The organism is Paenibacillus tyrphae (assembly GCF_000722545.1).
Classification (GTDB): domain Bacteria; phylum Bacillota; class Bacilli; order Paenibacillales; family NBRC-103111; genus Paenibacillus_G; species Paenibacillus_G tyrfis.
In genome coordinates this window covers 311,847-334,862 of sequence record NZ_JNVM01000002.1, presented here as the reverse complement: position 1 = coordinate 334,862, position 23,016 = coordinate 311,847, and the positions used below count along the sequence as shown (strand labels likewise).

Sequence of the window (23,016 nt, the reverse complement as noted above, 5' to 3'; positions counted from 1 at the left end):
TTCCATGGACAATGCCCAACCGGTTGCTTTGGTGACAGGCGCGTCCAGCGGCTTCGGCTTGTTGACGTCGGTCGCGCTTGCTCGCGCTGGCTACAGAACCGTGGCGACGATGCGCAATCCGGACAAAAGTGATGCGCTTCAGGAGCACGCGGAGCGCAGCGGGGTACAGGAGCTGATCGACATCATGCCTCTGGATGTTACCGATCACGAGGCGATTGGGCAAACCGTCGGTTCGATTGTCAAAACGTACGGCCGGATCGACGTGCTCGTGAATAATGCCGGTTTCGCCGTCGGCGGCTATGTGGAGGATGTGCCGATGGAGCTATGGAGACAGCAGCTGGAGACGAACGTATTCGGTGTGATCGCGGCGACCAAGGCCGTGCTTCCGCATATGCGGGAACGGAGATCCGGGTGCATCGTCAACGTCAGCAGCATCAGCGGCCGCAGCGGCTTCCCCGGCTATGCGCCTTACAGCACGTCCAAGTTCGCCGTGGAAGGCTTCAGCGAGTCGTTACGGCTCGAAATGAAGCCCTTCGGCGTTAACGTCGTGCTTATCGAGCCGGGCGCCTACAAGACGGACATTTGGCAAAAAGGCTTCGCCTCGATGTGCACCTCCGAAGCTTCGCCTTACCGGCATTTGCTGGAGAAGGTGCTGCGTTACTCGAAGCAAGCTGCCGCTACCGCTCCGGACGCGGCGGAGGTGGCGGATACCATCGTCCGCGTCGTCCGCTCGAAGCATCCCAAGCTGCGTTATCCGCTCGGGCGCGGGGCTAGACTGGGTCTGGGGAGCAAGGCGCTGCTCCCATGGCGATGGTATGAATCGATTGTGCTGCGTCTGCTCAACAAATGAAGCACATATATGACATAAGGCAAGGCCGTTCCTGGTCGGAGATGAATCCGCGGGATCGGCCTATTTGTTTACCGGCATCTTGACCGAGCCTTTTCCCGGCGCGTTTCGGGGCGGCACGGAGGATGTTCCGGATGAAGATTTCGCGTTCAGGGTGTCTCACACCGGAGTCTTCATTTAAAACTCTAAAGTACGTGTCGAATGTTCGATAAGAAAAAACTTATTTAGCGGGGATATAATCTCTCGAACCTTCACATTTGCATCAATGTAGTATGATGGGGATGAGCTCGAATGAGGAAAGGAGTCGAAACGATTATGATTCGTTCGCAAGATCTACGATAAAGGAGGAGTATAGTTGAAAGAAGCTATCCTGATCCAAGGCGCCCGTGAAAATAACTTGAAAAACATCTCGTTGTCGATTCCCAGAAATCGATTGGTCGTCTTGACCGGGCCGTCCGGATCCGGGAAATCGACGCTCGCGATGGATACGCTGCAGAAGGAATGCCAGCGGCAGTATATGGAATCGATGGGAATGGTCACGGATTCGATCAGCAAGCCGAAGGTGGATTCCATCGCCGGATTATCTCCGTCGATCAGCGTAGGACAGCACGTCACGAACCGCAATCCGCGGTCGACGGTGGGCACGGTGACAGACATCTACACGTATTTGCGGCTTTTGTACGCCAAGCTGGGGGAGCGGCCGTGCCCGTCCTGCGGCTCGACCGTTCCGCCTTCGTTCGAAGAGGCGGGCGGCTTGAGCGAGGAGGACGAAGCGTCCGGCCAACCGCAGTACGTCCGCTGCCCGAACTGTGCGGCCGAGCTTCCCAAGCTGACGATGGGACATTTCTCGTTCAACAAGCCGGAGGGCGCCTGCGGAACGTGTGACGGGCTCGGCAGCGTAGCCAGCCTGAATCTGGAGGCCGTCTTCGACGAAGAGCTGAGCTTGCGCGGGGGATGCGTGACCTTTTGGTACGAATCCCTGATTGATTACCAAAACAGCATTCTACAGGCTGCCGCCAAGCATTACGCCTTCGTCTTCGATCCGGATCTGCCGTTGAAAGAATACGGCCGGGTTCAGCGCGATTTATTATTCTACGGCGTGGAAAGCGAAGACTTCCTGCGGCATTTCCCGAACGTTCAGCCCCCGAAAACGGTCGGCAGAGGAAAATTCGAAGGCGTCGTTACGATCTTGTGGAGGCGCTATTTGGAAAAAGACGGCGACCCGAACGGCTCGGCGTCCGTAGGGGCGTATTTCCGTCAGCAAACGTGCACCGGCTGCCAAGGAACAAAATTGAACAAGGAAAGCCGCCAAGTGACGGTGCGCGGAGCAGCGATTGCCGAGATTTCGTCCTGGGCGCTGGATGACGTGCTGTTATGGCTAAATGATTTGCCGAGCAGCTTGCCGCCGGCCGGACGAGAGATGCTGGAGCCGGTGCTGAACGATTTGCCGGAGCGGCTGAGACGGGTAATCGATGTCGGCTTAGGGTACTTGTCGCTTCACCGGCAGACGGTGACGCTGTCCGGAGGGGAGGCGCAGCGAATTCGGCTCGCTTCCTTGCTCGGTTCCGGTCTCACAGGGGTGCTGTATATTTTGGACGAGCCTTCGGCAGGGCTGCATCCGCGGGATACGGAAGGGTTGATTCATGTCCTGAAGCAGCTTCGCGATCTGGGAAATACGGTGCTTGTCATCGAGCATGACGTCGAGGTGATGCGTGCGGCGGATCATGTCATTGACATGGGACCTGGCGCTGGTGCCATGGGAGGAACCGTCGTCGGCGAGGGTCCCTTGGAAACTCTGAAGTTGTGCGAGAGCTCGGTTACGGGGGCTTATTTGCGGGACGAGAGCCACCGCTTGGCTCCGGGGCGGGCCAGAAGGCAGGGGAACGGGAGCTTCCTGACAATCCGGGATGCCCACGCACGGAATTTAAAGCACATTACCGTTTCGTTTCCTCTCGGCTGCCTAATTTCGGTAACCGGCGTATCCGGTTCGGGGAAGTCGACGCTCCTGTTTGATCTGCTCGCGCCGGACGAACAAGCCGCAAAGCGTGAAGGCTGCGAAGCTATTACTGGGCTGGAGCATATCGGGAACTGGATTACCGTCGATCAGTCACCGCTCGGGCGGATGCAGCGTTCGAATATTGCGACGTATACCGACGTGTTTACCTCGATTCGGAACTTGTTCGCCGGCTTGCCGGAAGCGAAGCGGAGCAAGCTGACGTCGAAGCATTTTTCGTTCAATACGCCGGGCGGCCGATGTGAGAACTGCCAGGGGCTCGGCGTTTTGTCGCTGCACATGCATTTTCTTCCGAATTTGGAAGTGCGGTGTCCCGCCTGCCGTGGCAGAAGGTTTCAGGACAGGGTGCTGCGTGTTACCTACAAAGGCCATACGATATCCGATCTGCTCGATATGACGGTTCAAGAAAGCTTGTCCGTCCTGAAGGATCAGGACAAAATGTCAAGAACGATTGAACTGCTTTGCGAGGTGGGGCTCGGCTATTTGCAGTGGGGCCAGTCCGTAACGACACTGTCGGGCGGAGAGGGGCAGCGGATCAAGCTGGCCAAGGAGCTGAGCAAAAAAACAAAGACCCATACCCTCTATTTGCTGGACGAACCGACTACCGGCCTGCATCCCGGTGATGTGCGGCAGCTGCTTGTTTTGCTGAACAAACTGGTCGATGCGGGCCATACGGTAATGGTGGTCGAGCATAACATGGACGTCATTCGCGAGTCGGATTGGATCGTCGATCTCGGCCCGGAAGGGGGAGAAGCAGGCGGCTCGCTTGTCGCAGCGGGAACCCCGGAGGAAGTGGCCGCATGCGAAGCTTCTCACACCGGACGCTTCTTGAGGCAAGCGCTGCGCTAGTAAAGGCGGCAGGCTGGATGTCCCGCCATAAACCAGACCGTGCAGGAGGAGGTGCCGTTCGGGCATCTCCTTTTTTATGCCGATTTCACAATAAGAGCAGAAGCCGCTATAATTAGGAGATACTTTTGCATCGCAGGGAAGGGAAGCGAGTATATGTTTGCGCGTAGGGAAAGCTTAGGTCAGTACGTTCGGCTTTATCCGGTGACAACGGCGATCATCTTGATTCAATTGCTCGTGATGGTGGCAATGGAGTGGTACGGATCGTCCAAAAACAGCGAAACGCTGCTCCGGTTCGGCGCCATGTTCGGCATTCCGGGCTTCGAGCCGGAACCGTGGCGCTATGTGACGGCCATCTTCGTGCATATCGGGTTCCAGCATTTGCTTTTTAACAGCTTCGCCTTGTACGTATTCGCGGCTCCGCTGGAGCGCATGCTTGGCTCTTTGCGCTACGCCGCGTTCTATCTTGTAAGCGGAATCGCTGGGAATTTGGCGAGTGCTTGGTTCCACTCGGACCCCTTTATCGGAGCGGGTGCGTCGGGCGCGATCTACGGTGTGTATGCCGCTTACTTGTACTTATCGGTATTCCGCCGCGATCTGATCGACTACCAGACGAAACAAACGGTATGGACCATTGTAATCATCGGCTTTGTTTATTCCTTCATTATCCCGAATGTCGACATTTACGCTCATGCCGGCGGCTTCGTCGGCGGGTTGGCCGTATCGGCACTGATGACCTTGTTCGTCAAGCGGAGACGGCGCAGGGAGAGCTGGGACGGGCCCGGAGCGGAGTAGTGCAGCGGGTTCGAAAACCTCGAATAGTCTGAATTGGTTGGAGAATAGAGGAACGCCGGTGCGCTAAACGGAGTTTGAAGACGGTGATGGAAGTATAGCGGAACTGGGGAGCATTTAAGTGTGTCGAAAAATGTTAATGCTCCCCGTGATCGGCCCGATAACGCATCACAGGTTCTCTATATTGGGCCATTCGACGATTTTGGCCGGTATAGCGCATCTCAGTTCCCCTAAGTTTACGAGCCGCGCGTCGAGGACGGTGCTTCATGCGCCGTGAAGTGAATTTGCTTCTTATGCAGAAGCCCGCCAGTTTATTCTTCAAAATTCAAACTCAATCCTAAAAAATTCCCCCTGTAAAACCAGTCTTCTAATCAACCCCAGAAAACCATCAAATCCATCAAAACCATCAAAACCATCAAAACCATCAAAACCACCAAAACCATCAAAACCATCAAAACCATCAAAACCATCAAAACCATCAAAACCCCGAAAACCACTAAAACCCCTAAAACCACCAACTCATCCGTTACACCCCTCCAAAATGAACCCCCAAAATAACGGCTCCTGAGCACAAAACGAGGTTTCTTGGCAATTTAGAAGAACTATAGATCATTTCGAGAGTTACGCAGGCGGCTCTTTAGCTTCTTCAATCGAATGCGCTTACAAAAAAACGACGCTGCCTCTCGTTTCCCTTTACCTCATACCCTCCACGAAAACCCTGTGCGCCTTCCTCGAACTTCGCCTCACATGAACTGTGAGTTATCCGTAGAACCGTATAAATAATCCGTCCTCTGGGAGACAAAGAAAAGCCCTGGTGATAATCTTTATCAATGAACGGGTTCAACGAAAGGGAGGGATACATGTGAACCAAAAAAACGGAATCGCAAGACTGCTTGAGATTGCGGGCGAGAAGCGCGGTCTGCTGATCGTTTCCGGCATTTTATCGGCTTTGAGCGCGGTCTGCATGCTGATTCCTTACGTATCGGTATATTTTATAATCCGCGAGCTGTTGGAGCATGCGACGAATCCGGCTTCCGCCGACGGGCCGTGGATGATCCGCTGGGGGATTGTTGCGCTGTTAGGGCTGCTGGGAAGCCTGGTGCTGATGTATGCGGGAGGGATGTTCTCCCACATGGCGGCGTTCCGGATCTTGTACGGTCTGCGCGTCAAGCTGTCCAACCATATCGGACGGCTGCCGCTTGGTTGGCTGAACGGCACCTCGACTGGCGTCGTGAAGAAGACGCTGGAGCAAAACGTGGAAAAGGTGGAGACCTTCGTCGCGCATCAGCTCCCGGATCTCATTCATGTGGCGGTGTCTACCTTGGTGATGATCGTCGCGATGTTCGCCTTAAACGTATGGCTGGCGCTGGCTTGCCTCGTTCCGATTGCGGCCGGGTTCACCGTGCAGATCCTGCTCTCGACGGGAGAAAAGTCGAAGAAGAACGTCAAGCTGTATTACGATTCTTTGGAACGGATGAGCGGCTCGGCGGTTCAATATGTGCGGGGGATGCCGGCCGTGAAGGTGTTCGGGCAGACGGTCCATTCGTTTCGCAAGTTTTACGACGACATGATCCACTACCGCGATTATTGCGTGAAATTTACCGATCAGTTTCAGAATGGGTATCTGATCTTTAAAGTCATTCTCAGCTCGTTTGCGGCGTTTGTACTGCCGGTCGGCGTCTATCTGCTGGCGCGGGACCCGGGGAGCGTGGCGTTCGCCTCGGTTCTGCTGTTCTTTCTGATCATGGCCCCGGGCATCTCCGCTCCGATGTTCAAGATTATGAATATCAGCTCCTCGCTCCGCGATATCAACGAGGGGGTCGAGCGGATCGACCGCATTTTGGCGGAGGAGCCGGTACGGGAGCCGGAGGCTCCGAAAAAACCGGACGCGTACGATTTGACGTTTCACAGCGTCTCCTTCTCCTATGAGACGGAAGGCAGATCTTCCCGAAGCGAAGCGCTGTCCGATATTTCGTTCAACGCACGGCAGGGCAAGGTAACGGCGCTGGTCGGTCCGTCAGGCTCCGGCAAGTCCACTGTTGCCAACCTCATTCCCCGGTTCTGGGACGTGAGTCAAGGAAGCATCCGCATCGGAGGCGTAGACATCCGAGAGATGGCCTCGTCCGATCTGATGAACACCGTCGCTTTTGTTTTTCAGGAAACATTCTTGTTCTACGACACGCTCTACAACAATATCGCCGTCGGGCGGCCGGAAGCGTCCCCGGAGGAAGTGTACGCCGCCGCAAAGGCGGCCCAGTGCCATGAGTTTATCGGCAGGCTGCCCCAAGGCTACGACACGTTGATCGGGGAAGGCGGCGTTTACTTGTCGGGCGGCGAGGAGCAGCGGATTGCGGTGGCCCGGGCGATTTTGAAGGATGCCCCCATTCTGGTGCTGGATGAGGCCACTGCTTTTGCCGATCCCGAGAACGAGTACGAGATGCAGCTGGCGCTGAAGCAGCTGATGCAGGGAAAAACGGTTATCGTGATCGCGCACCGGCTTTCTTCGATCCGGGATGCCGATCAAATTATCGTGCTGAACGCCGGACGTCTCGAAGAGCGGGGAACGCATGACGGACTCGTTGGTGCGAATGGCTTGTATTCCAGAATGTGGAAGGCATACACGGATGCAGGGCAATGGCAGATCGAGACGGGAGGAGTGAGGACATGAGTCTGCTTCATAACATTACGGCGGGCCAGCCGAAGAAGCTGATCAAGCCGGTACTGTATACGACGCTCGCCAACCTGATGGCGATCGCGCCTTTTGCCCTGCTGGTCGGAGGCGCGAGGCTGATCTTCGAGCCGTTCGTTCATCCGGGCGCGCCACTGGATGTAACGGGGCTTTGGTGGGTGTGCGGGGGCATGGCGGCTGCGCTGATTGTATTGTTCTTCTGCGAAGTGCCGGCATACCGTGCCCAGTTCCGGGGCGCTTACGAGACCGCGGCCGAAGGTCGCGCTCAGCTGGCTGAGCATTTGCGGAAGCTTTCCCTTGGCTACTTGAACCGACGTGACCCCGGCGATTTGGCGAACATGATGATGGGTGATTTTACGCTGGTGGAGCACGGCATCTCGCACCTCGTACCGCAGATGCTCGGCGCCTTGGTCATGCCGGTGTTGGCCCTTGCCGGGCTCTCCATTCTGGACTGGCGCATGGCGGCCGCGATGTTTGCCGCTTTTCCGGTGGCGGTCGTGCTGGTGCTTCTCACCTCCCGCATTCAGCGGAAGCTGGGGGCGAACCATATGCGGGCGAAGATTGACGCTGCGAACCGTCTTCAGGAATATTTGAACGGCATCCGAGTCATTAAAGCTTACAATATTACGGGCGAGCGCTTCGTCCGGCTGGAACAATCGTTCAAGGAGCTGATGCGGCACAGCATCCGGATCGAAGGGCTGCTTGGGCCGATCGTGCTGAGTGCCATCGCTCTTGTTCGCGCCGGGCTGACCCTGATGGTGATCGTAGGGGTTCATCTGCTGCTGGGCGGCAAGCTCGAAGTCATGACGCTTGTTACGTTTTTGCTCATCGGAACGCGGATTTTCGATCCTCTCACAACCGCACTCGTGAACTATGCGGAGTTCCGCTATCACGAGCAGGCCGGTGAGCGTATCGTCCAATTGTTGAAAGAACCTGGCATGACAGGCAGTGAGCTTCCTCCCGAAGAGCACGACGTCGAGCTGCGGCAAGTTACCTTCGGGTACAACGAGCAATCCACCCTCAAAAATATCAGCGTTCGGATGCCCGCCGGTTCGTTCACCGCGCTGGTCGGCCCTTCGGGAAGCGGGAAGAGCACGATTCTTCGGCTGGCCGCCAGGTTCTACGATCCCGGCGAAGGGAAAGTTCTGCTCGGAGGGCAGGACATGCGGAGCATGGACCCGGAAGCGCTGCTGCGCAAGGTGTCGATGGTGTTCCAGGACGTCTATCTGTTTCAGGATACGATCGGCAACAATATCCGCTTTGGGCGGAGCGGCGCAACGCAGCAGCAGGTGGAGGAAGCGGCCCGGTTGGCCTGCTGCCACGAGTTTATCATGAAGCTGCCGCAAGGCTACGATACGATGGTAGGCGAGGGAGGCAGCACGTTGTCGGGCGGGGAAAAGCAGCGGATCTCTATTGCGCGGGCGATTCTGAAGAACGCGCCGATCGTCCTTCTGGACGAGGCGACGGCTTCCTTGGACCCGGAAAACGAAGTGGAGATTCAGCGCGCGATCGATCATCTGGTCCAAGGGAGGACGGTGATTGTCATCGCACATCGTCTGAAAACGATAAAGAACGCCGACAACATTATCGTGTTAGACAACGGCCGCGTGGTCGAGCAGGGGCGGCATCACGACCTGCTGAAGCGCGAAGGCTTATACGCCCGGCTCTGGAATTTGCAGCAGCAAACCAGAGGCTGGAGCATCTCTTCATGAGCGGCAACGCAGCTGCCGCCGTCGTGTGGCCGGCCGCTTTTTACAATCTCTAATCCAGCCTTGTGCTGGATTTTTTTGTTGAATCGAGGAGGGGTATGATATACTGTATCTTAATGAAAATGATTATCAATATCATATACACAAGTGCGATCCTGTGTCATTGTAGAGATTCGCCAGGGGGAACCAATGAACATTCGGGCAGAGTTTGCCGAGCTTCACGAGATGACGACGAACGTGTGCAGCTATTTGAACACCGATCCGCTGACGGAGCCGTACGAGCAGACGGGAACGCTTGCGCCGGAATATGGCGAAGGGCAATTTTGCTTCATCCGGCTTCGGGACGGCATGGAGCTGCAGTTGAGCGATATGATCTGGCGGGAGGACGTTACCTTCGACATGGGCGTTCGGTATCCGCATCTGGAACTTGCGCTGAATATCGAGGGGAACGGCTGCTGGTCCGCTGAAGGGCAGCGGAGGGAAATATCGAGCGAGTCCGGCTCCGCGCAGCTTGTTTACTTTAACGATATCCGTATCCGGGCGGAGCACAAGAAAAATAAAAGAATCTTGCACGCGGAGCTGCGCATGGACGCCCGGCTCTGGCGGCCCCTTTTTCAAGAGCTTGATGTCCGGCTGGAGCAGTCCTTTTTCTGCTTCGAAGATTTGATCGGTCCCAAGCTTCAGGTTCTTGTACAGCAGCTGCGGAATTGTCCGTACGGCGGCTCGGCCAAGCGGCTTTTTCTGGAAGGGAAATGCCTCGAACTGCTGGCGTCGTTTATCTACGAAGCGGACGATAGCCGGGCAAGGAAAAGCTCCAGCTTGAAGACGGAAGATGTCGACAAGATCTACAACGCCAGAGATATTTTGCTGCAGACGCTGGCACAGCCGCCGAGCTTGCTTGCCTTATCGCGAAAAATCAGCCTCAACGACTATAAGCTAAAGGTGGGATTTAAGGAGGTATTCGGGATGACCGTCTTCGAATTCGTCCGCCATCAGCGCATGGAGAAAGCCAGGATTCTGTTGGAGAACGGCTCGCTGAACGTCAGTCAAGCCGCGTCTCTGGTAGGCTATAATAACTTTAGCCATTTCGCCGCCTTATTCAAAAAGACATACGGCGTGAATCCAAGCAATTATGCCAGAGATGTTGCAAAAACTTGAATGCCGTGTTACGATAGGATAAATTTAGCAGAACGGAGGGTTACGTGTGTTAGACAATTCCAATTCCGGCGTACTTGAGTTCACGAATTAAATAGTGCTCAAAGGCTCTGTCTGTGTACAGAGTAATCGGGATTGGTCTGCCTGCATATACGGGTAACCCTGTTTAGTTATGCGCAATATGGCTATCAGAGGGAGGGACGAATCAGCCCTCTTTTTGCTATGCCCGCAAATTGTAATACAAAGGGCCAATAATCCGTCCGTTTGAAGACGGCCCTGATTTTGACATATGTTGGAACGGGGAAGGTTCTTCTTAAGGGGATTCGTATGTCCTTTTCCGATGACTCTTGGCACAGGCAGCAGTCTGTGTTTTTATTTTGTACAGTTACAGGAGGAAATCGGAATATGAGCGAACAAATGCTGCGAATAGACGGAATCGAATTATGTGCCGAAAGCTTTGGCAATCCAAACGACCCGGCCGTTTTACTGATTATGGGAGCCACCGCGTCGATGATTTGGTGGGAGGACGAGTTTTGCCAACGTCTTGCGGATCGCGGGAGGTATGTGATCCGCTACGATAACCGCGATGTCGGGCGTTCGACGACGTATGAACCGGGGCGCCCGGAATATACCTTGGAAGATATGGCGGACGATACGGTTCGCGTTCTCGACGGGTACGGGATATCGCAGGCGCACTTTGTCGGCATGTCGCTCGGTGGGCTGCTTACGATGTTTGCGGCGCTGCGGCACCCGCAAAAAGTGATGACCGCTACGCTGGTGATGACGTCGGCTTTTGCGCCGGATTTACCGCCGATGGAGGCAAAGGTGGAAGCTTTCTTTGCCGGTACGGCCAACGTGGATCTGACGAATGAGCAGGCGGCCGTCGATCTGACTGTAGAGAAATGGAAAATCTCGAAAGGCTCCAAGCATCCGTTTAACGAGAAAAGAGTCAGACGTCTGGCTATTGAAGAGGTAAGGAGGGCGAGCCGCCTATCGAGCATGTTCAATCACGGCCTGTTGACAGGCGGCGAATCGGATATCGCCCGGGTTCACGAGATCGAAGCTCCCGCGCTGGTTATTCACGGAACGGAAGATCCAATTTTGCCTTACGAGCATGGGGTGGCACTTGCGAAGCAAATTCCGGGAGCCGTTCTGCTCACGCTGGAAGGGACCGGGCACGAGCTGTACCATGACGATTGGGAAGTTATGATCGACGCGATCATCAAGCACACGTCGGTGCGATAAAATAGGAGCGGCAGTCTGGAGCTTGATTTTCGGCTTCGGACCGCCGCTTCTTCCGGTTTTGGGCTTGATAAACGGTTTGGACTCCGTTACCCAAGCTCTATCATTTCGCTATTAACACGAACCGACATTGCTTTGCGGCTGCGGCTTTCGTATTTCGGCCAGAGATCGAAGCGCTCGCCTTGATGTGCCAGTTCAATCACCATCTTCTGGAATTGTCCGGAGACCAGTCGATTCTCGGCATCGCTGCAGCCAAGCAGCATCGGAGCGCTTTTCCAGCTTCCGAAGTTGCCGAATAGGAATGGCAGTTCCAAGCAGTGGCATGCGGCCAATTTCGGATTTGACGAAGGATAATCAAAACGGTAAGCGTAGATGTTCGCACCGCGGTCAGCCAGTCGGTCCATGAGCGCAATGGTCGGAAGATCGAAGATCAGCTCCGAAGAAATGTTGACCAGCAGACGTTGATTATGATCATTCGGATAGGTTTTGCGATACGCTTCAACGATTTGTCGGGCGTCGGCCGCCGTTAATTTCCCGATGACTTTGTGTAGAGCTTCTTCCGGGACCGACTCCGGCAGCGAGTGGAAGAAACTGGTCGTCTCGTCGGCTGTAAAACCGATGAAAACATGGACTGTGTCTTTGGATACGTCGGCAGCGCCATGAATGATATCCTCATGGAGCAGTTCTCTATCGTATACCGGAGTAAAGGAGGCAATACTACCCTCTGCCGCGAGCTTCGCTGCGGTTTTTTGCTGGGCCTCCAAAATCGTTTCCACCGGCAAATCATATAGCTGATTCCAGCTTTCCCGATCCAAGCTCAGCTCTTTCAAAAATTCGGCTCTCAGCACTTGCTCTTCAGCTTCCTTCAATGGCCGGAGGCCGCCCGGAAAGCTTAGAATCGCTGCGTTCTTGAACTGGCCTTGCAGTTTTGGTACGGACATGAAAGCAGTCGCGAACCAGGCGCCAGCGGACTGGCCAGCAATGGTCATTTGTTCGGGATCGCCGCCAAATGCGGCAATATTTTCTTTTACCCAGGTAAAAGCCTGGATCAAGTCTTTAAAAGCAAGGTTCGGCTCCGATACGCCGGGGATATGCAGATTGCCCAGAACGCCCAAGCGATAGTTAACGCTTACGACCACAAGATCCCCGTTACCGGCAATGGATGTGCCGTCATACCATGGAAGCGTACCGCCGCCGGTAATGAACGCGCCGCCATGAATCCAGAACAAGACGGGCTTTTTCCGGGTCGAATTCTTCGCGTAAATATTCAAATAAAATGCGCTTTCACTCTGATGGTTCTCCTCCGGCAGCGTCCCGATCACGGTAGACAAACGGCTAAGCGTTTGCGGAAAGACTGGGGCGGGAACCGTAGCGTCGTAGGTGCCTTCCCATTTTTCGGGCGGTGCCAGAGCCTTGAATCTTCCCATATCTTTGCCATACGGAATTTTTGTAAAAGACAGCACGTCACGTTCGAGTTTCCCTTTTAGCTTCCCTTGTTTCAGTTCAACGACGATTTCCATAGGTATACCTTCTTTTATTAGTTTGCGATCCATAACAGCATTATAAAATTCGGCGGAACGGCAGCCAATAAACAGGATTGGATCCAATGTACGAAAATGGACACGCTGTGCTATTATTGTCCTAAAATGGCCAATAAGCGGGGAATTAACCATGATGGACGAAGATATTCGAATTTTTAAATCGAAACAAAATATTAGGCGGGCGTTCATTGAATTGCTGCACGAGAAAAGCTTTAACAAGATTACGATACAGGATATCGTAGATAAAGCGCTGACCGGACGCTCTACGTTTTATAATCACTATATGGATAAATACGATCTGCTTGAGCAGCTTGTCGAACAACATACCCGAGCGTTCAGGACCCTGATCGAGAAACGGTATCAAGCTACCCGGCCGCAAGAAGTCAGAAGGCTGATTGAGGAGATACTGAATAGCATCGTCATGCACAGGGATGAGATCGGAACGCTGCTGGAGGTGCATCTTCCGAATGCCGACTTGCGGAAAAATATGGAGGACATCCTGTATCAATCCAGCCTGCACTATTTAAGCGATACGGTAAAAGAACCGTCAGTTCCGCTGGATTATATAGCGAGCTTGTATTCGGCTAATGTCATAACGTTAATTTCCTGGACGATCAAAAACGGAAAAAATCCGGATACCATTGAACTGGCAGATAAGCTCCAGAGCTTTGTATTCGGGGTTGTGCAGCAAGGCTGACCGTATCTTAACCCAGCAATACTCATTGATTTTATGCGGCTGACGGCTCCGCCTTCCCTTTATTTCGACAAAGTGGAAGGATAATAAGGAACCCGGCAAAAAAGCATAAACCGGCCAATGCGTATACCACGGAAAGAGAAAGCGCATTTTTCAATATACCTGCGACACTCATCATGAGAAGCATGGCTCCGGTCATAAGCGGAGTACGGATTCCCGTGACCCGGCCGATAAAGCTTTGTTCGGTATGCTTCATAACCAAAGCATTATTGCCGACGAAGATGGCTGGTTGCAGTAGGGCAATGAGGAATTGCGCGATCATCGTTAACCCTAATCCGGTTGATAACCCTGTCAAAACAATGCCGGCTCCATCGACGAGCAATCCGATCATCAGGAAGCGTTGGGGGGCAATCTTGGCAGCCAGAGCGAACGTTACGATTCCTCCGATCACTTCGCCTAACCCATACGGAATGGTAATCCACTTCAAAGCTTGTGCGGGCAAGTCCAACTGCTCCGTCACGAGGAAGATGCCCAGCGGTGAAATTAAACCGACTCCCAGTCCCACGAATAGGAAGCATAAGCTTAGCTGCAAGAGCGTCTTGTTGAGGAAGACATAGCTCATGCCATCCGCCATTTCGCGAAACAGCGAGGACGGATGATTTGTTTGACTCTTCGGCTGCTTTGGATCGGACGGGACGAAGATTAGAGCCACTGCGGAGAACAGAAAACATACGCTCGTTGCCAATATCGAAGCTTCAATACCAAGCTGCTGATACGCGAACGTCCCCAGAATCGGACCGAGAACCATAAAGACGGAAAATAACGTTTGCAATAAAGACATGCAGGCTTGTGCGTCTTCCTCGCGTACGTGGTTCTTGAACAGCTTCATTCCGGAAGGCTGAGCAAACTGCGATAGGATGGAGGAGCATAAAGTGGCCAAAAAAACAGCCCTCCATGATCCGGTTTCAAGCACAAGGAAGACAAGGAATACGGACAACGAACTCAAACACTCGCACCAGACCATGGTGCTTTTGGGCCGCCACCGGTCCGCGAACACCCCGCCGATGAAAGCAAAGATAAACATAGGGGCATATTCCGCCACCGAAATCATAGAAACGGCAAAAGCATCCCCGCCCGTCGCTTCCATGACAAACAAGAGAACAGCGAAATTACGAATCCAAATTCCAAGTTGCGAAAATAAACTTGAAATCATAACGGCCCGAACAAAGCCGTTGTGAAGCAGTCGAACAGATCCCGACATTTGAACATTTCCTCCTTCGTCATCGATTGGAATTTCATCCTACGGCCTCCTGCAAGGGGAGTGTCAATGGTTTTTTTGAAAGCGTATGAGCTTGCGATTGCGGCTGTAGATTTTACAGCACTTGACATTCACCGGGGAAGTAAGGTAGAGTAAAAATTAACTTATTGCCTAAGGGAGAGATTTTGATGTCGGTGGTCGTTCTTAACTAATCAATTCCATATTTGAGGTTTCTGGAAATTCATGGGTAAATTTTGCTATATAGCAAGGTTTTTTTGTCATGGGTTTACGGGTACCTTGGAATTAGTTAAGAACAACGGATATCATACAATGCCTTAGGTACATGCCTATTCATTGCGCCTATCATCCGTGCTGAGTTCAGCGCGGATTTTCTGTTTTATCGGGCGCTTTTATTTAGGCATGGTCAAAAAAGGGCAGAGAATGACGTACGTTCATTCTCTGCCCTTTTTTTATTTTCTTACAAGGAGAGATCACCCATGAATGAAAAAGCATTGCAACGTTTGGAATACGGCAAAATCAAAGAGGCTTTGGCGGAATATGCCGTATCGTATCTGGGCAAGCGGCAGATCGCCGAGCTGCTTCCTATCACGGCGATGTCCGTCGTGCGGGCGAAGCTGGACGAAACGGCGGAAGCGAAGTCTTTGCTCCAGCATGGGGCCAGCGTTCCGATTCCTTCGCTGGAAGGCATGGAAAATATTTTGGAGCTGCTGGGAACGGGCTACGTGTTCAGTGAAAAGGACTTCATGCACATGAACCAATTTTTGACCAGCTGCGCGCAGCTCATGAGGTATATGGCCGCGAAAAGCGGGGCAGCCCCTCACATTAGCTCTTATGCGGCTTCCATGTATACGATGGATGCGCTGAAATCGGAGATCGAACGGTGCATCCGTCACGGGCAGATCGCCGACTCCGCCAGCAAAGAGCTCATGAAAGTCCGCAAGCGGCTGGCCGTATTCGAGGAGCGTCTGAAGTCCAAGCTGGACTCCTTGATGAGCCGCCACCGCTCTATTCTGCAAGAGCATGTCCTCAGCACGCGCAACGGGCGGTATGTGCTGCCGGTCAAGAAAGAGCACCGCAAGCTGGTGAAGGGAACAGTGCTTGACGAGTCGGCAAGCGGCCAAACGGTCTATATCGAGCCGGCCGAGGTCATGACGATTCAGTTTGAGCTTACGGGGCTGAAAGCGGAGGAAGCGCGGGAGGAGCTGAAAGTACTGAGCGATTTGACCGCACTGGCGGAAAGCTGCGATCAACAGCTTCTGACGAACGTCGAGACGGTGGGCACCTACGATTTCATATTTGCCAAGGCCAAATACGCTCTGGCTATCGGAGGCTCCAATGTGGAGCTGAGCGACCAAGGGATCATCGACCTGCGCGAAGCGAAGCATCCGCTGCTGAACCGGCCAATGGTTCCCTTGAACTTCGTCATCGGACGGCGGTATAAGTCGCTGATTATTACGGGACCGAATACCGGAGGCAAGACCCTAACGCTGAAAACGATCGGTCTGCTGACCGTCATGGCGCAGTCGGGCTTATTGGTTCCGGTACGGGAAGGAAGCTTGCTTTCCGTATTCAACCATCTCGCCGTCGATATCGGGGACGGACAAAGCATCGAGCATGCGCTCAGCACCTTCTCCGCGCATATTCGGAACGTCAACGAAATGCTGCAGTTTGCCGATCGTTCGACGCTCATCTTGATCGACGAGATGGCTTCCGGGACCGATCCGGGGGAAGGCGTCGGCTTGTCGGTGGCCATTCTGGAGGAGCTGCACCGAAGAGGGTCGACGGTGGTGGCGACGACCCATTTTACGGAAATTAAAAACTTCGCCGACATGACGCCGGGGTTCGAGAATGCCCGCATGGAGTTCGATGCGGATAGGCTGCAGCCGCTGTACCGGCTGCGGATCGGGGAAGCGGGCCAGAGCTACGCTTTCCTGATCGCGTTGAAGCTGGGCCTGCCGGCCGGCCTTATTGAGCGGTCCCGCGAAATTACCGCACGTGGCTTGCCGGAAAGCTTGCCGCAGGGGACACAGGCCGCCGGGCCAGGGCCGGAGCCGGACGAAGCTTCCACGGCCGACAAAGACGATCCGCAGGAAGAAACGACACCGGTGCCTGCGCCTCTGCCTCCATCGGAGAAGGAGCCGGAGGACGCCGCTCAGCCGGTTCCCGAGGAGGCTCCCAGAAGCTTCCAGCTCGGCGATTGCGTGTACATCGCTTATTTGGGCCGTACTGGCATTGTGTTTGAAACCGAGGATGCCCGGGGCAACGTCGGGGTAATGATCCAGAACCAGAAGTTCAAAATCAACCAGAAGCGGCTGAAGCTGCACATCGAGAACAAGGAGCTGTACCCGGATAATTACGATTTTGACATCGTGTTCGAGACGAAAGAAAACCGCAAAAAACGCAAGTTGATGGGGCGCAAGCATGCACCGGGCGTTACCATCGAAACCCAATCGGAGGAGTGATTGAAATGAAAAATTATGTGGATGAAATCAGCGCGAAAGTCCGTTTGGAAGAAGGTTCCGTCGTCATCGAGCAGTTTTTGCTGGAATGTTATTTCAGCCCGGGCATCTCGACCAAAGAGCTGGCGCGCCGGACGCTGCTGCCGATTCCCGTTGCCGCGGCCATCAAGAAGGAGCTCGTCAAAGCAGGCGCGCTGACGCAAGAGAACGGGACGCGCTGCAGCAGCGCGGGAACGGCATGGATTGAGCAAGAGCTGGGATACGGCGGATTAAACAGAAGCCTGTACCTGAGGCTGACGGCAGGTGATGCGGATTGGAAGGCAGAGCTGGCGGATGTGCTAAGCGAGCTTCAGGAAATTTTCCGCTTGCGCCCGCAGGTGGACGTCCGGATCGATCAATCGAAATGCACCGCGGAGACGAGTCTGCGCCGCGCCGTTCTGTGCTTGAAGCAGCAGACGCTAATCGGAAAGCGCGTGCTCTGCATCGGCGACGACGATCTGGTCAGCGTGTCACTCGGCTTTTTGCTCAGGAAGCTCTTCCCGGAGGGGCATTCGAGGACGAGGATCGACGTTGTCGATATCGACGAGCGGTTCCTGAGCTATATCGGTGAGACCGCAGCCAGAGAGGGGCTGCCTATCCAATACAGGAGCTGGGATTTGCGGAACCCGCTACCCGAGGAATGGCAGGGGCATTACGACTGCTTCTTCACCGATCCACCCTATACGCTGCAGGGCATGACGCTGTTCCTTTCCCGCGGGATCAGCGGCTTGAAGAAGAGAAAAGGGGCTCCGATCTTCTTGTCTTTTGCCCATAAGTCGCCGGAATTTATGCTGGCGATGCAGCGGGAGTTTGTGCGGATGGGGCTCATGGTCAGCGCCACGTTCCCACGCTTTAACGAGTACGAAGGCGCGGAAATGATCGCGAACCGGAGCCAAATGATCGTGCTGAAGACGACGGACCAGACGCGTTCCGAATATGCCGACGCTTTTGAAGATGCGCTGTATACAGGCGAAGTCAAGCGGACGCTGCGCACTTACCGCTGCCAGCAGTGCGGGGAAGCGGTCTACGTCGGCTTCCAAGGCGACGTGCCTACGATCGAGCAGCTCAAAAATCAAGGATGTCCCCGCTGCAAGAACGATACGTTTCAATTGATCGAAAAGAAGAGCGTATAAGCATGCGGCGAATCATGGCTCAAAAAGGAGAAGAAGACAAGATGAATATCCGGCCGATAGGGCAAAAGGACCTGGCCTCAGTGGCAGAATTTGAGAAAGAAATTTCCGTCATTTCGTTTGGCAGCGAGGCGGTAACGGATCTGGAATTCCACCGGCGCAAGCTGGAAAAGGCGATTCCTCGGGAAAGGGAAGGCATGCTCGTTCTGGAGCTGGAAGGCCGGGTGGCCGGCTGGCTCTGGATGACGCTCAAAGAGAATTTCGTGACGAAAGAAAACTATATCCAGTTCAAAAGCTTCTACGCCGCCGAATCGTGCCGCGGTACGGAGGCGGTGACGGATTTGTTCGAGGCGGGGATGGATTTTGCCGCCAGCCGGAAAGCCCGGCGCATCGTCGGGCACGTGCACGTCGGCAACCTGCCCATGCGCGTGCTGTATAAAAATTACGGCTTCGCGCCGACTCATCTGACGATGGAGTACAAGGTGCAGGATCAGGAAGCTTAGGCTGCGGAGGACAGGTAGATGATCAAATGTCTGATTTGGGATTTGGACGAAACGTTATGGCATGGAACGCTGGCAGACGACGAAGAAGTGTCGCTGCGTCCCGGCATTCGCGATGTGCTGGAGCAGTTGGACGGGCGCGGCATTTTGCAGAGCGTCGCGAGCCGGAACGACCATGGTCTGGCTATGGCGAAATTGGAGGAACTAGGCATCGGCCGTTATTTTCTGTATCCCCAGATCGGTTGGGGGACGAAGGCGGAAGGCATCCGACGGATTGCAAGCGAGCTGAATATCGGGCTCGATGCGGTAGCGTTCATCGACGACAATCCGTTCGAACGCTACGAGGCGGGAACGTATTTGCCGGAGCTGACCGTCTACGGAGCGTATGAGGCGCTGGAGCTCGCCGGATACCCCGAGTTCCAAGCCGGGAAGCTGACAAGGGAGGCTGGGAAACGTCGCGAGATGATGCTTTCCCGGCTGGAGCGAAAAACGGCGGAGCAGCGGTTCGCCGGAACGCGGGAAGACTTTTTGCGCTCCTGCTTCATGGAGCTGGAGGTTCGCGCTGCACGCAAAGAGGAGCTTGACCGGGCTTTCGAGCTGGCTGCGAGAACGAATCAATTCAATAATTTCACGGAGCGGGTGTCGGAGGACGTCGTCCGCTCTTATCTGGAATCGCCGGCGAAAGGGCTTTATGTCGCGGCGCTGAAGGACCGGTTCGGCGACCATGGCATTGTCGGGGCAGCCATGCTGGACTATGGGGAGAAACGGCTGGACATCCGGTTGTTCTGCATCTCTTGCCGCATTGAAGGGCGCGGCATTGGAACCGCATTTCTCGGGACGGTGCTGAAGCTGGCGCAGCAGGAGCATCCGGCGATGCTTGAAGCGGTCTGCATCTACCGGGCCGCAGGCCGCAACCGTCCGGCGCTGATGCTTTTGCAGCTATTGGGGTTTGCCCGGAAGGAGAGGCGGGAGCATGATTCCATCTATGCGCTGCCGTTACCGTTCTCGTATGGCGCACCGGATTGGATTACCGTGAAAACGGGGCATTTTAGACAAGCGGAAGGGAGAACCTTAGGATGAATCGTGAAGAAATGGAACGAAAAGTTACGGCTATCGTAGCGCAATTGCTCGGCAGGCCGGATGTGGAACCATCTGCGCCGCTGCTGGGTCCGCAGGGCGTTTTGGATTCCGTTATGGTGGTCCGGTTGATCGCCTGGCTGGAGCAGGCGTTTCAAGTAGCATTCGATGAGGAGGACCTTACGATCGAATCGTTATCGAGCGTAGATCGTATCGTCTCGTTTATCGAGGAGAGTAGGAGCTTGTCTCGCGGGGCTTATTCCGGATTGAAAAATTGAAACTCCGGATTGAAAAATTGGAACAGCGAAGAGCCGACGTCCCATGCGGATGGTCGGCTCTTTTGCGTGACGGCACATGTTCCCGGTTCTCAACGGTCTTAAGGCCAGTTTTCGTTTGTTCCTTTGGCTAGTCGGGGGTTAGACTTGAGGCCGTTGTTTCGACGAAAGACGCTGTTATAATAAGGATCAAATTTACATAAATGTAATTATCAATTTGTGGTTTCTGGTGGGAGCCGCAACAATAAGGAGTGTTCGATAATGACAACCTCAAACCACGATACGGCGCATCAGCGCGTACAGTCTGCCCGACGCGGGCTTACGGTCTTTTTTGCTTTCCTCGTTCCTCTTTCATGTCTGGGGTATTGGCTGACTCTTCATGACGAGAAATGGGTACTTTTTCTGATGTGGACGCCCGCCTTGGCGTCTTTACTCTCGCGTTTGTTGCTGCGCGAGGGTTTTGCCGATATCTCGCTCCGTCTGGGGGGAAGACGTACTCTTAAATTCATACCGATCGTGCTTCTCCTGCCGATAGCGGGCGATCTGGCGGCCTATGGCATCGCATGGATGTTCGGACTCGCGCAATTTGCCGCGCCTGCCACTTATTTAACCGCTTCACCCATCGTTCTATTCGTATTCTTCCTGTTGGCAAATGCAACTCTCGGAACGATTCGAGGATTGATTGGATCTTTTGGCGAGGAAGTGGGGTGGCGCGGCTACATGCTCACACGCCTGATCGACGCCCAGGTCCCCCGGCCTGTTCTCGTAAGTGGACTGGTATGGGGCGTGTGGCATCTGCCGCTCATGATAGCTGGAGTGTACTACGCCGGTCCGTTTCTTCTTTTATCCGTCGTGCTGTTTATGATCACGGTTACGTCCTTCGGGTATGTGATGGCGTACCTCCGTTTGACATCGGGAAGCATTTGGCCGGTCGTCTTGCTGCACGCCTCATGGAATGCCATCACGCAGAACGTCTTTGACCTGTTTACAAAAGGGGATTCGGCCTTGCTGTGGACGGGAGAGTCTGGTGTTTTCGTTGCACTTGCTTTGTTGGCGGTGGCGTTCATTGTTACGAGAAAGCCATGGGCAATCATTCGAACCCTTCCCGGAAAAGGCGAACGGCCGGTTCAGGAGCCGCTGTCCTTATAGTTATTTTTTGAAACCGGAGCCGGCTTGGAGCAGTATTACCTTGTAAAAAAGTTGGAGGTCCGGTGGATGAAGCTGAAAATCATGCTTTTGCTCATGCTTGCGGTCGGTCTGTTATCAGGCTGCGGGCTCGTCGACAAAGTGAATCATTCGTTAAACTACGTGGAAGAAGCTACTAAATTTATCGATGACACTACACGGTTTGCGGAGCAATTGCCGACGCTTGCCGGGCAGGCGGTCACCGATTCTGAAGCCAGAACAACATTGAAGAACGAATTGACCGGTATGAAGGAACGGATCGCAAAATTTAACACACTTCAGGCCCCTGATTTTGCCAAAAATGTTCATGGTCAGCTCGTCGGCTATAACGAGACACTGACGAAGGAGATTAACGGTTACCTGGAGAAGATCAATAACAGCGCCATCGACTGGAAGGCGATCGAAAATTCCCAGTTCATCGACACGCTGAACCAGGTCACTCAAATCTCGGATACAGTGCAGAGCTTAACTCCATAATGCAACAAAAGGATGCCGTTCACATGAAGTGAAAGCATCCTTTTGTTATAGAAGGGAATGGAATGTGGTCTTGTTCTTGCTACAGACATTTGTTTTGTTTATACTAATCGTAAGTTAGAACGAGGGAGTTGGTACGGATGGCAATTCGCGATTGCCGGATTGGCCAGTCTCATGCAAAGCCTTATTTTTAGGGCGATACTTTGCATGGGCGTAAAAGGGAGCAACATAAAATCGCCCGAATGAGCAGCTATCGTTTCTAATAATATGGCTTTGCACCTTATTTTCAATCTTATAAAATAAGGGGCTGACCTCCATGTGTGGACCATTTATTAGAAACCATCAGTATAACGATATCAAGAAGCAGGCAGGAAACCTGCAGCATGCTCTCAGAACGATTGCCGATCGAAAGGTATTGGAATCGGTCAGGCAGGGTACGGCAGCCAAAATCGCAGAGCTGTTTCCCGACGCTTCCAGCCTTCAGAAACAGATGCTGGAAGACATTGTCACATTGGAAACGTCAGAAGATTTCCATAAGTATCTGAGAACGCTAGAGCCGCATATCGTGGAATTTCCGCATATTACGGAGAAGCAGATTCAAAAGCTGTTTCCCAAGAATAAGAAGCTAAAGATTCCTAATTTATCCGAGATAGACCGTCGTTACGTCACCTATCTCAGTTGGATTGATATCTCTACGAATAAATTGTTCATCGTGTATCATCTGGACGGGCAATTTGTCGGTGTAGAAGGCAAATATACTCCCACCAACAAGAAAAGCTATTGCTTCGTATGCAATAAGTATGAAGATCTTGCTTTATTTTCGGCGATATCCAAAAAAAGGCCGGCGAAAGCTTCAGCCGATTATTATAAAGCGGTTGGCAATTATTTGTGCATGCATGGTCACGAATGCAATAAGAACATTACGGATGTTTCTTCTTTGGAGAACTTTATTAACACGGTTATAGGCTAGACAAGAAACCATTGAATCTCCGGACTTTTCCGGATTCAATGGTTTTTTGCTTGCGGTTGTGTTCCCATGTTCTGGTATTGTAACCAGCTAACCAATAGT

The 23,016-nt window shown here is 53.7% G+C and carries 18 protein-coding genes; 16 read left to right on the top strand and 2 right to left on the bottom strand.

Annotated elements, in window-relative coordinates:
- Positions 1–4 precede the first annotated feature (4 nt).
- The 7 genes from ET33_RS01955 to ET33_RS01925 all read left to right on the top strand — a co-directional run bounded on the left by ET33_RS01955 (position 5) and on the right by ET33_RS01925 (position 11,297).
- Entirely contained in the window at positions 5–850 is an 846-nt protein-coding gene (locus tag ET33_RS01955) for an SDR family oxidoreductase (RefSeq protein ID WP_036675693.1), read from the top strand.
- Between the two features lie 352 nt (positions 851–1,202).
- A complete protein-coding gene (gene uvrA, locus ET33_RS01950) occupies positions 1,203–3,710 on the top strand; it encodes an excinuclease ABC subunit UvrA (RefSeq protein ID WP_036675691.1) in 2,508 nt (835 codons plus the stop codon).
- A gap of 153 nt (positions 3,711–3,863) precedes the next feature.
- Positions 3,864–4,502 (top strand): rhomboid family intramembrane serine protease, encoded by a 639-nt coding sequence (locus ET33_RS01945; RefSeq protein WP_036675688.1) that lies wholly within the window; start codon positions 3,864–3,866, stop codon positions 4,500–4,502.
- 859 nt (positions 4,503–5,361) lie between these two features.
- Positions 5,362–7,167: an ABC transporter ATP-binding protein gene (locus ET33_RS01940; RefSeq protein ID WP_036675685.1), complete on the top strand. Its 1,806-nt coding sequence runs from the start codon at positions 5,362–5,364 to the stop codon at positions 7,165–7,167.
- A complete protein-coding gene (locus ET33_RS01935; protein ID WP_036675682.1) occupies positions 7,164–8,900 on the top strand; it encodes an ABC transporter ATP-binding protein in 1,737 nt (578 codons plus the stop codon). The genes ET33_RS01940 and ET33_RS01935 overlap by 4 nt, the downstream gene beginning before the upstream one ends.
- Before the next feature lie 186 nt (positions 8,901–9,086).
- Positions 9,087–10,055 carry a helix-turn-helix transcriptional regulator gene (locus ET33_RS01930; RefSeq protein WP_036675681.1) on the top strand — a complete coding sequence of 323 codons (969 nt, stop codon included), beginning with the start codon at positions 9,087–9,089 and terminating at the stop codon, positions 10,053–10,055.
- Between the two features lie 402 nt (positions 10,056–10,457).
- Positions 10,458–11,297, top strand: coding sequence for an alpha/beta fold hydrolase (locus ET33_RS01925; RefSeq protein ID WP_036675678.1), 840 nt, complete (start codon positions 10,458–10,460; stop codon positions 11,295–11,297).
- An 86-nt stretch (positions 11,298–11,383) separates the two neighbouring features.
- Here ET33_RS01925 and ET33_RS01920 read toward each other — a convergent pair whose 3' ends face one another.
- On the bottom strand, positions 11,384–12,814 hold the full coding sequence (locus ET33_RS01920; protein ID WP_051775042.1) for a carboxylesterase family protein: 1,431 nt from the start codon (positions 12,812–12,814) through the stop codon (positions 11,384–11,386).
- Between the two features lie 151 nt (positions 12,815–12,965).
- On the opposite strand from ET33_RS01920, the gene ET33_RS01915 reads away from it, so the two are divergent.
- A complete protein-coding gene (locus tag ET33_RS01915; RefSeq protein ID WP_051775041.1) occupies positions 12,966–13,532 on the top strand; it encodes a TetR/AcrR family transcriptional regulator in 567 nt (188 codons plus the stop codon).
- A gap of 31 nt (positions 13,533–13,563) precedes the next feature.
- On the opposite strand, the gene ET33_RS01910 is transcribed toward ET33_RS01915, so the two are convergent.
- Complete coding sequence (locus ET33_RS01910) at positions 13,564–14,742, bottom strand: MFS transporter (RefSeq protein ID WP_235206625.1); 1,179 nt, start codon at positions 14,740–14,742, stop codon at positions 13,564–13,566.
- Positions 14,743–15,284: 542 nt separating this feature from the next.
- Between ET33_RS01910 and ET33_RS01905 the strand changes: the two genes are divergently transcribed.
- The 8 genes from ET33_RS01905 (at position 15,285) to ET33_RS01870 (ending at position 22,917) form a co-directional block, all read left to right on the top strand.
- Positions 15,285–17,270 (top strand): endonuclease MutS2, encoded by a 1,986-nt coding sequence (locus ET33_RS01905; RefSeq protein WP_036675673.1) that lies wholly within the window; start codon positions 15,285–15,287, stop codon positions 17,268–17,270.
- A 5-nt stretch (positions 17,271–17,275) separates the two neighbouring features.
- Positions 17,276–18,439 carry a bis-aminopropyl spermidine synthase family protein gene (locus ET33_RS01900; protein WP_036675670.1) on the top strand — a complete coding sequence of 388 codons (1,164 nt, stop codon included), beginning with the start codon at positions 17,276–17,278 and terminating at the stop codon, positions 18,437–18,439.
- 2 nt (positions 18,440–18,441) lie between these two features.
- The gene (locus ET33_RS01895) at positions 18,442–18,939 is read left to right on the top strand and encodes a GNAT family N-acetyltransferase (RefSeq protein ID WP_235206620.1); all 498 of its coding nucleotides are present in this window, start codon (positions 18,442–18,444) and stop codon (positions 18,937–18,939) included.
- 18 nt (positions 18,940–18,957) lie between these two features.
- On the top strand, positions 18,958–20,016 hold the full coding sequence (locus ET33_RS01890) for an HAD-IIIC family phosphatase (RefSeq protein WP_036675668.1): 1,059 nt from the start codon (positions 18,958–18,960) through the stop codon (positions 20,014–20,016).
- Entirely contained in the window at positions 20,013–20,291 is a 279-nt protein-coding gene (locus ET33_RS01885; protein ID WP_051775040.1) for an acyl carrier protein, read from the top strand. Before ET33_RS01890 ends, ET33_RS01885 begins: the two co-directional genes overlap by 4 nt.
- Positions 20,292–20,549: 258 nt before the next feature.
- The gene (locus ET33_RS01880) at positions 20,550–21,437 is read left to right on the top strand and encodes a CPBP family intramembrane glutamic endopeptidase (RefSeq protein ID WP_051775039.1); all 888 of its coding nucleotides are present in this window, start codon (positions 20,550–20,552) and stop codon (positions 21,435–21,437) included.
- A 66-nt stretch (positions 21,438–21,503) separates the two neighbouring features.
- Positions 21,504–21,950 (top strand): DUF6376 family protein, encoded by a 447-nt coding sequence (locus ET33_RS01875; protein WP_036675666.1) that lies wholly within the window; start codon positions 21,504–21,506, stop codon positions 21,948–21,950.
- Between the two features lie 313 nt (positions 21,951–22,263).
- Positions 22,264–22,917 (top strand): FusB/FusC family EF-G-binding protein, encoded by a 654-nt coding sequence (locus tag ET33_RS01870; protein WP_036675663.1) that lies wholly within the window; start codon positions 22,264–22,266, stop codon positions 22,915–22,917.
- Positions 22,918–23,016 lie beyond the last annotated feature (99 nt).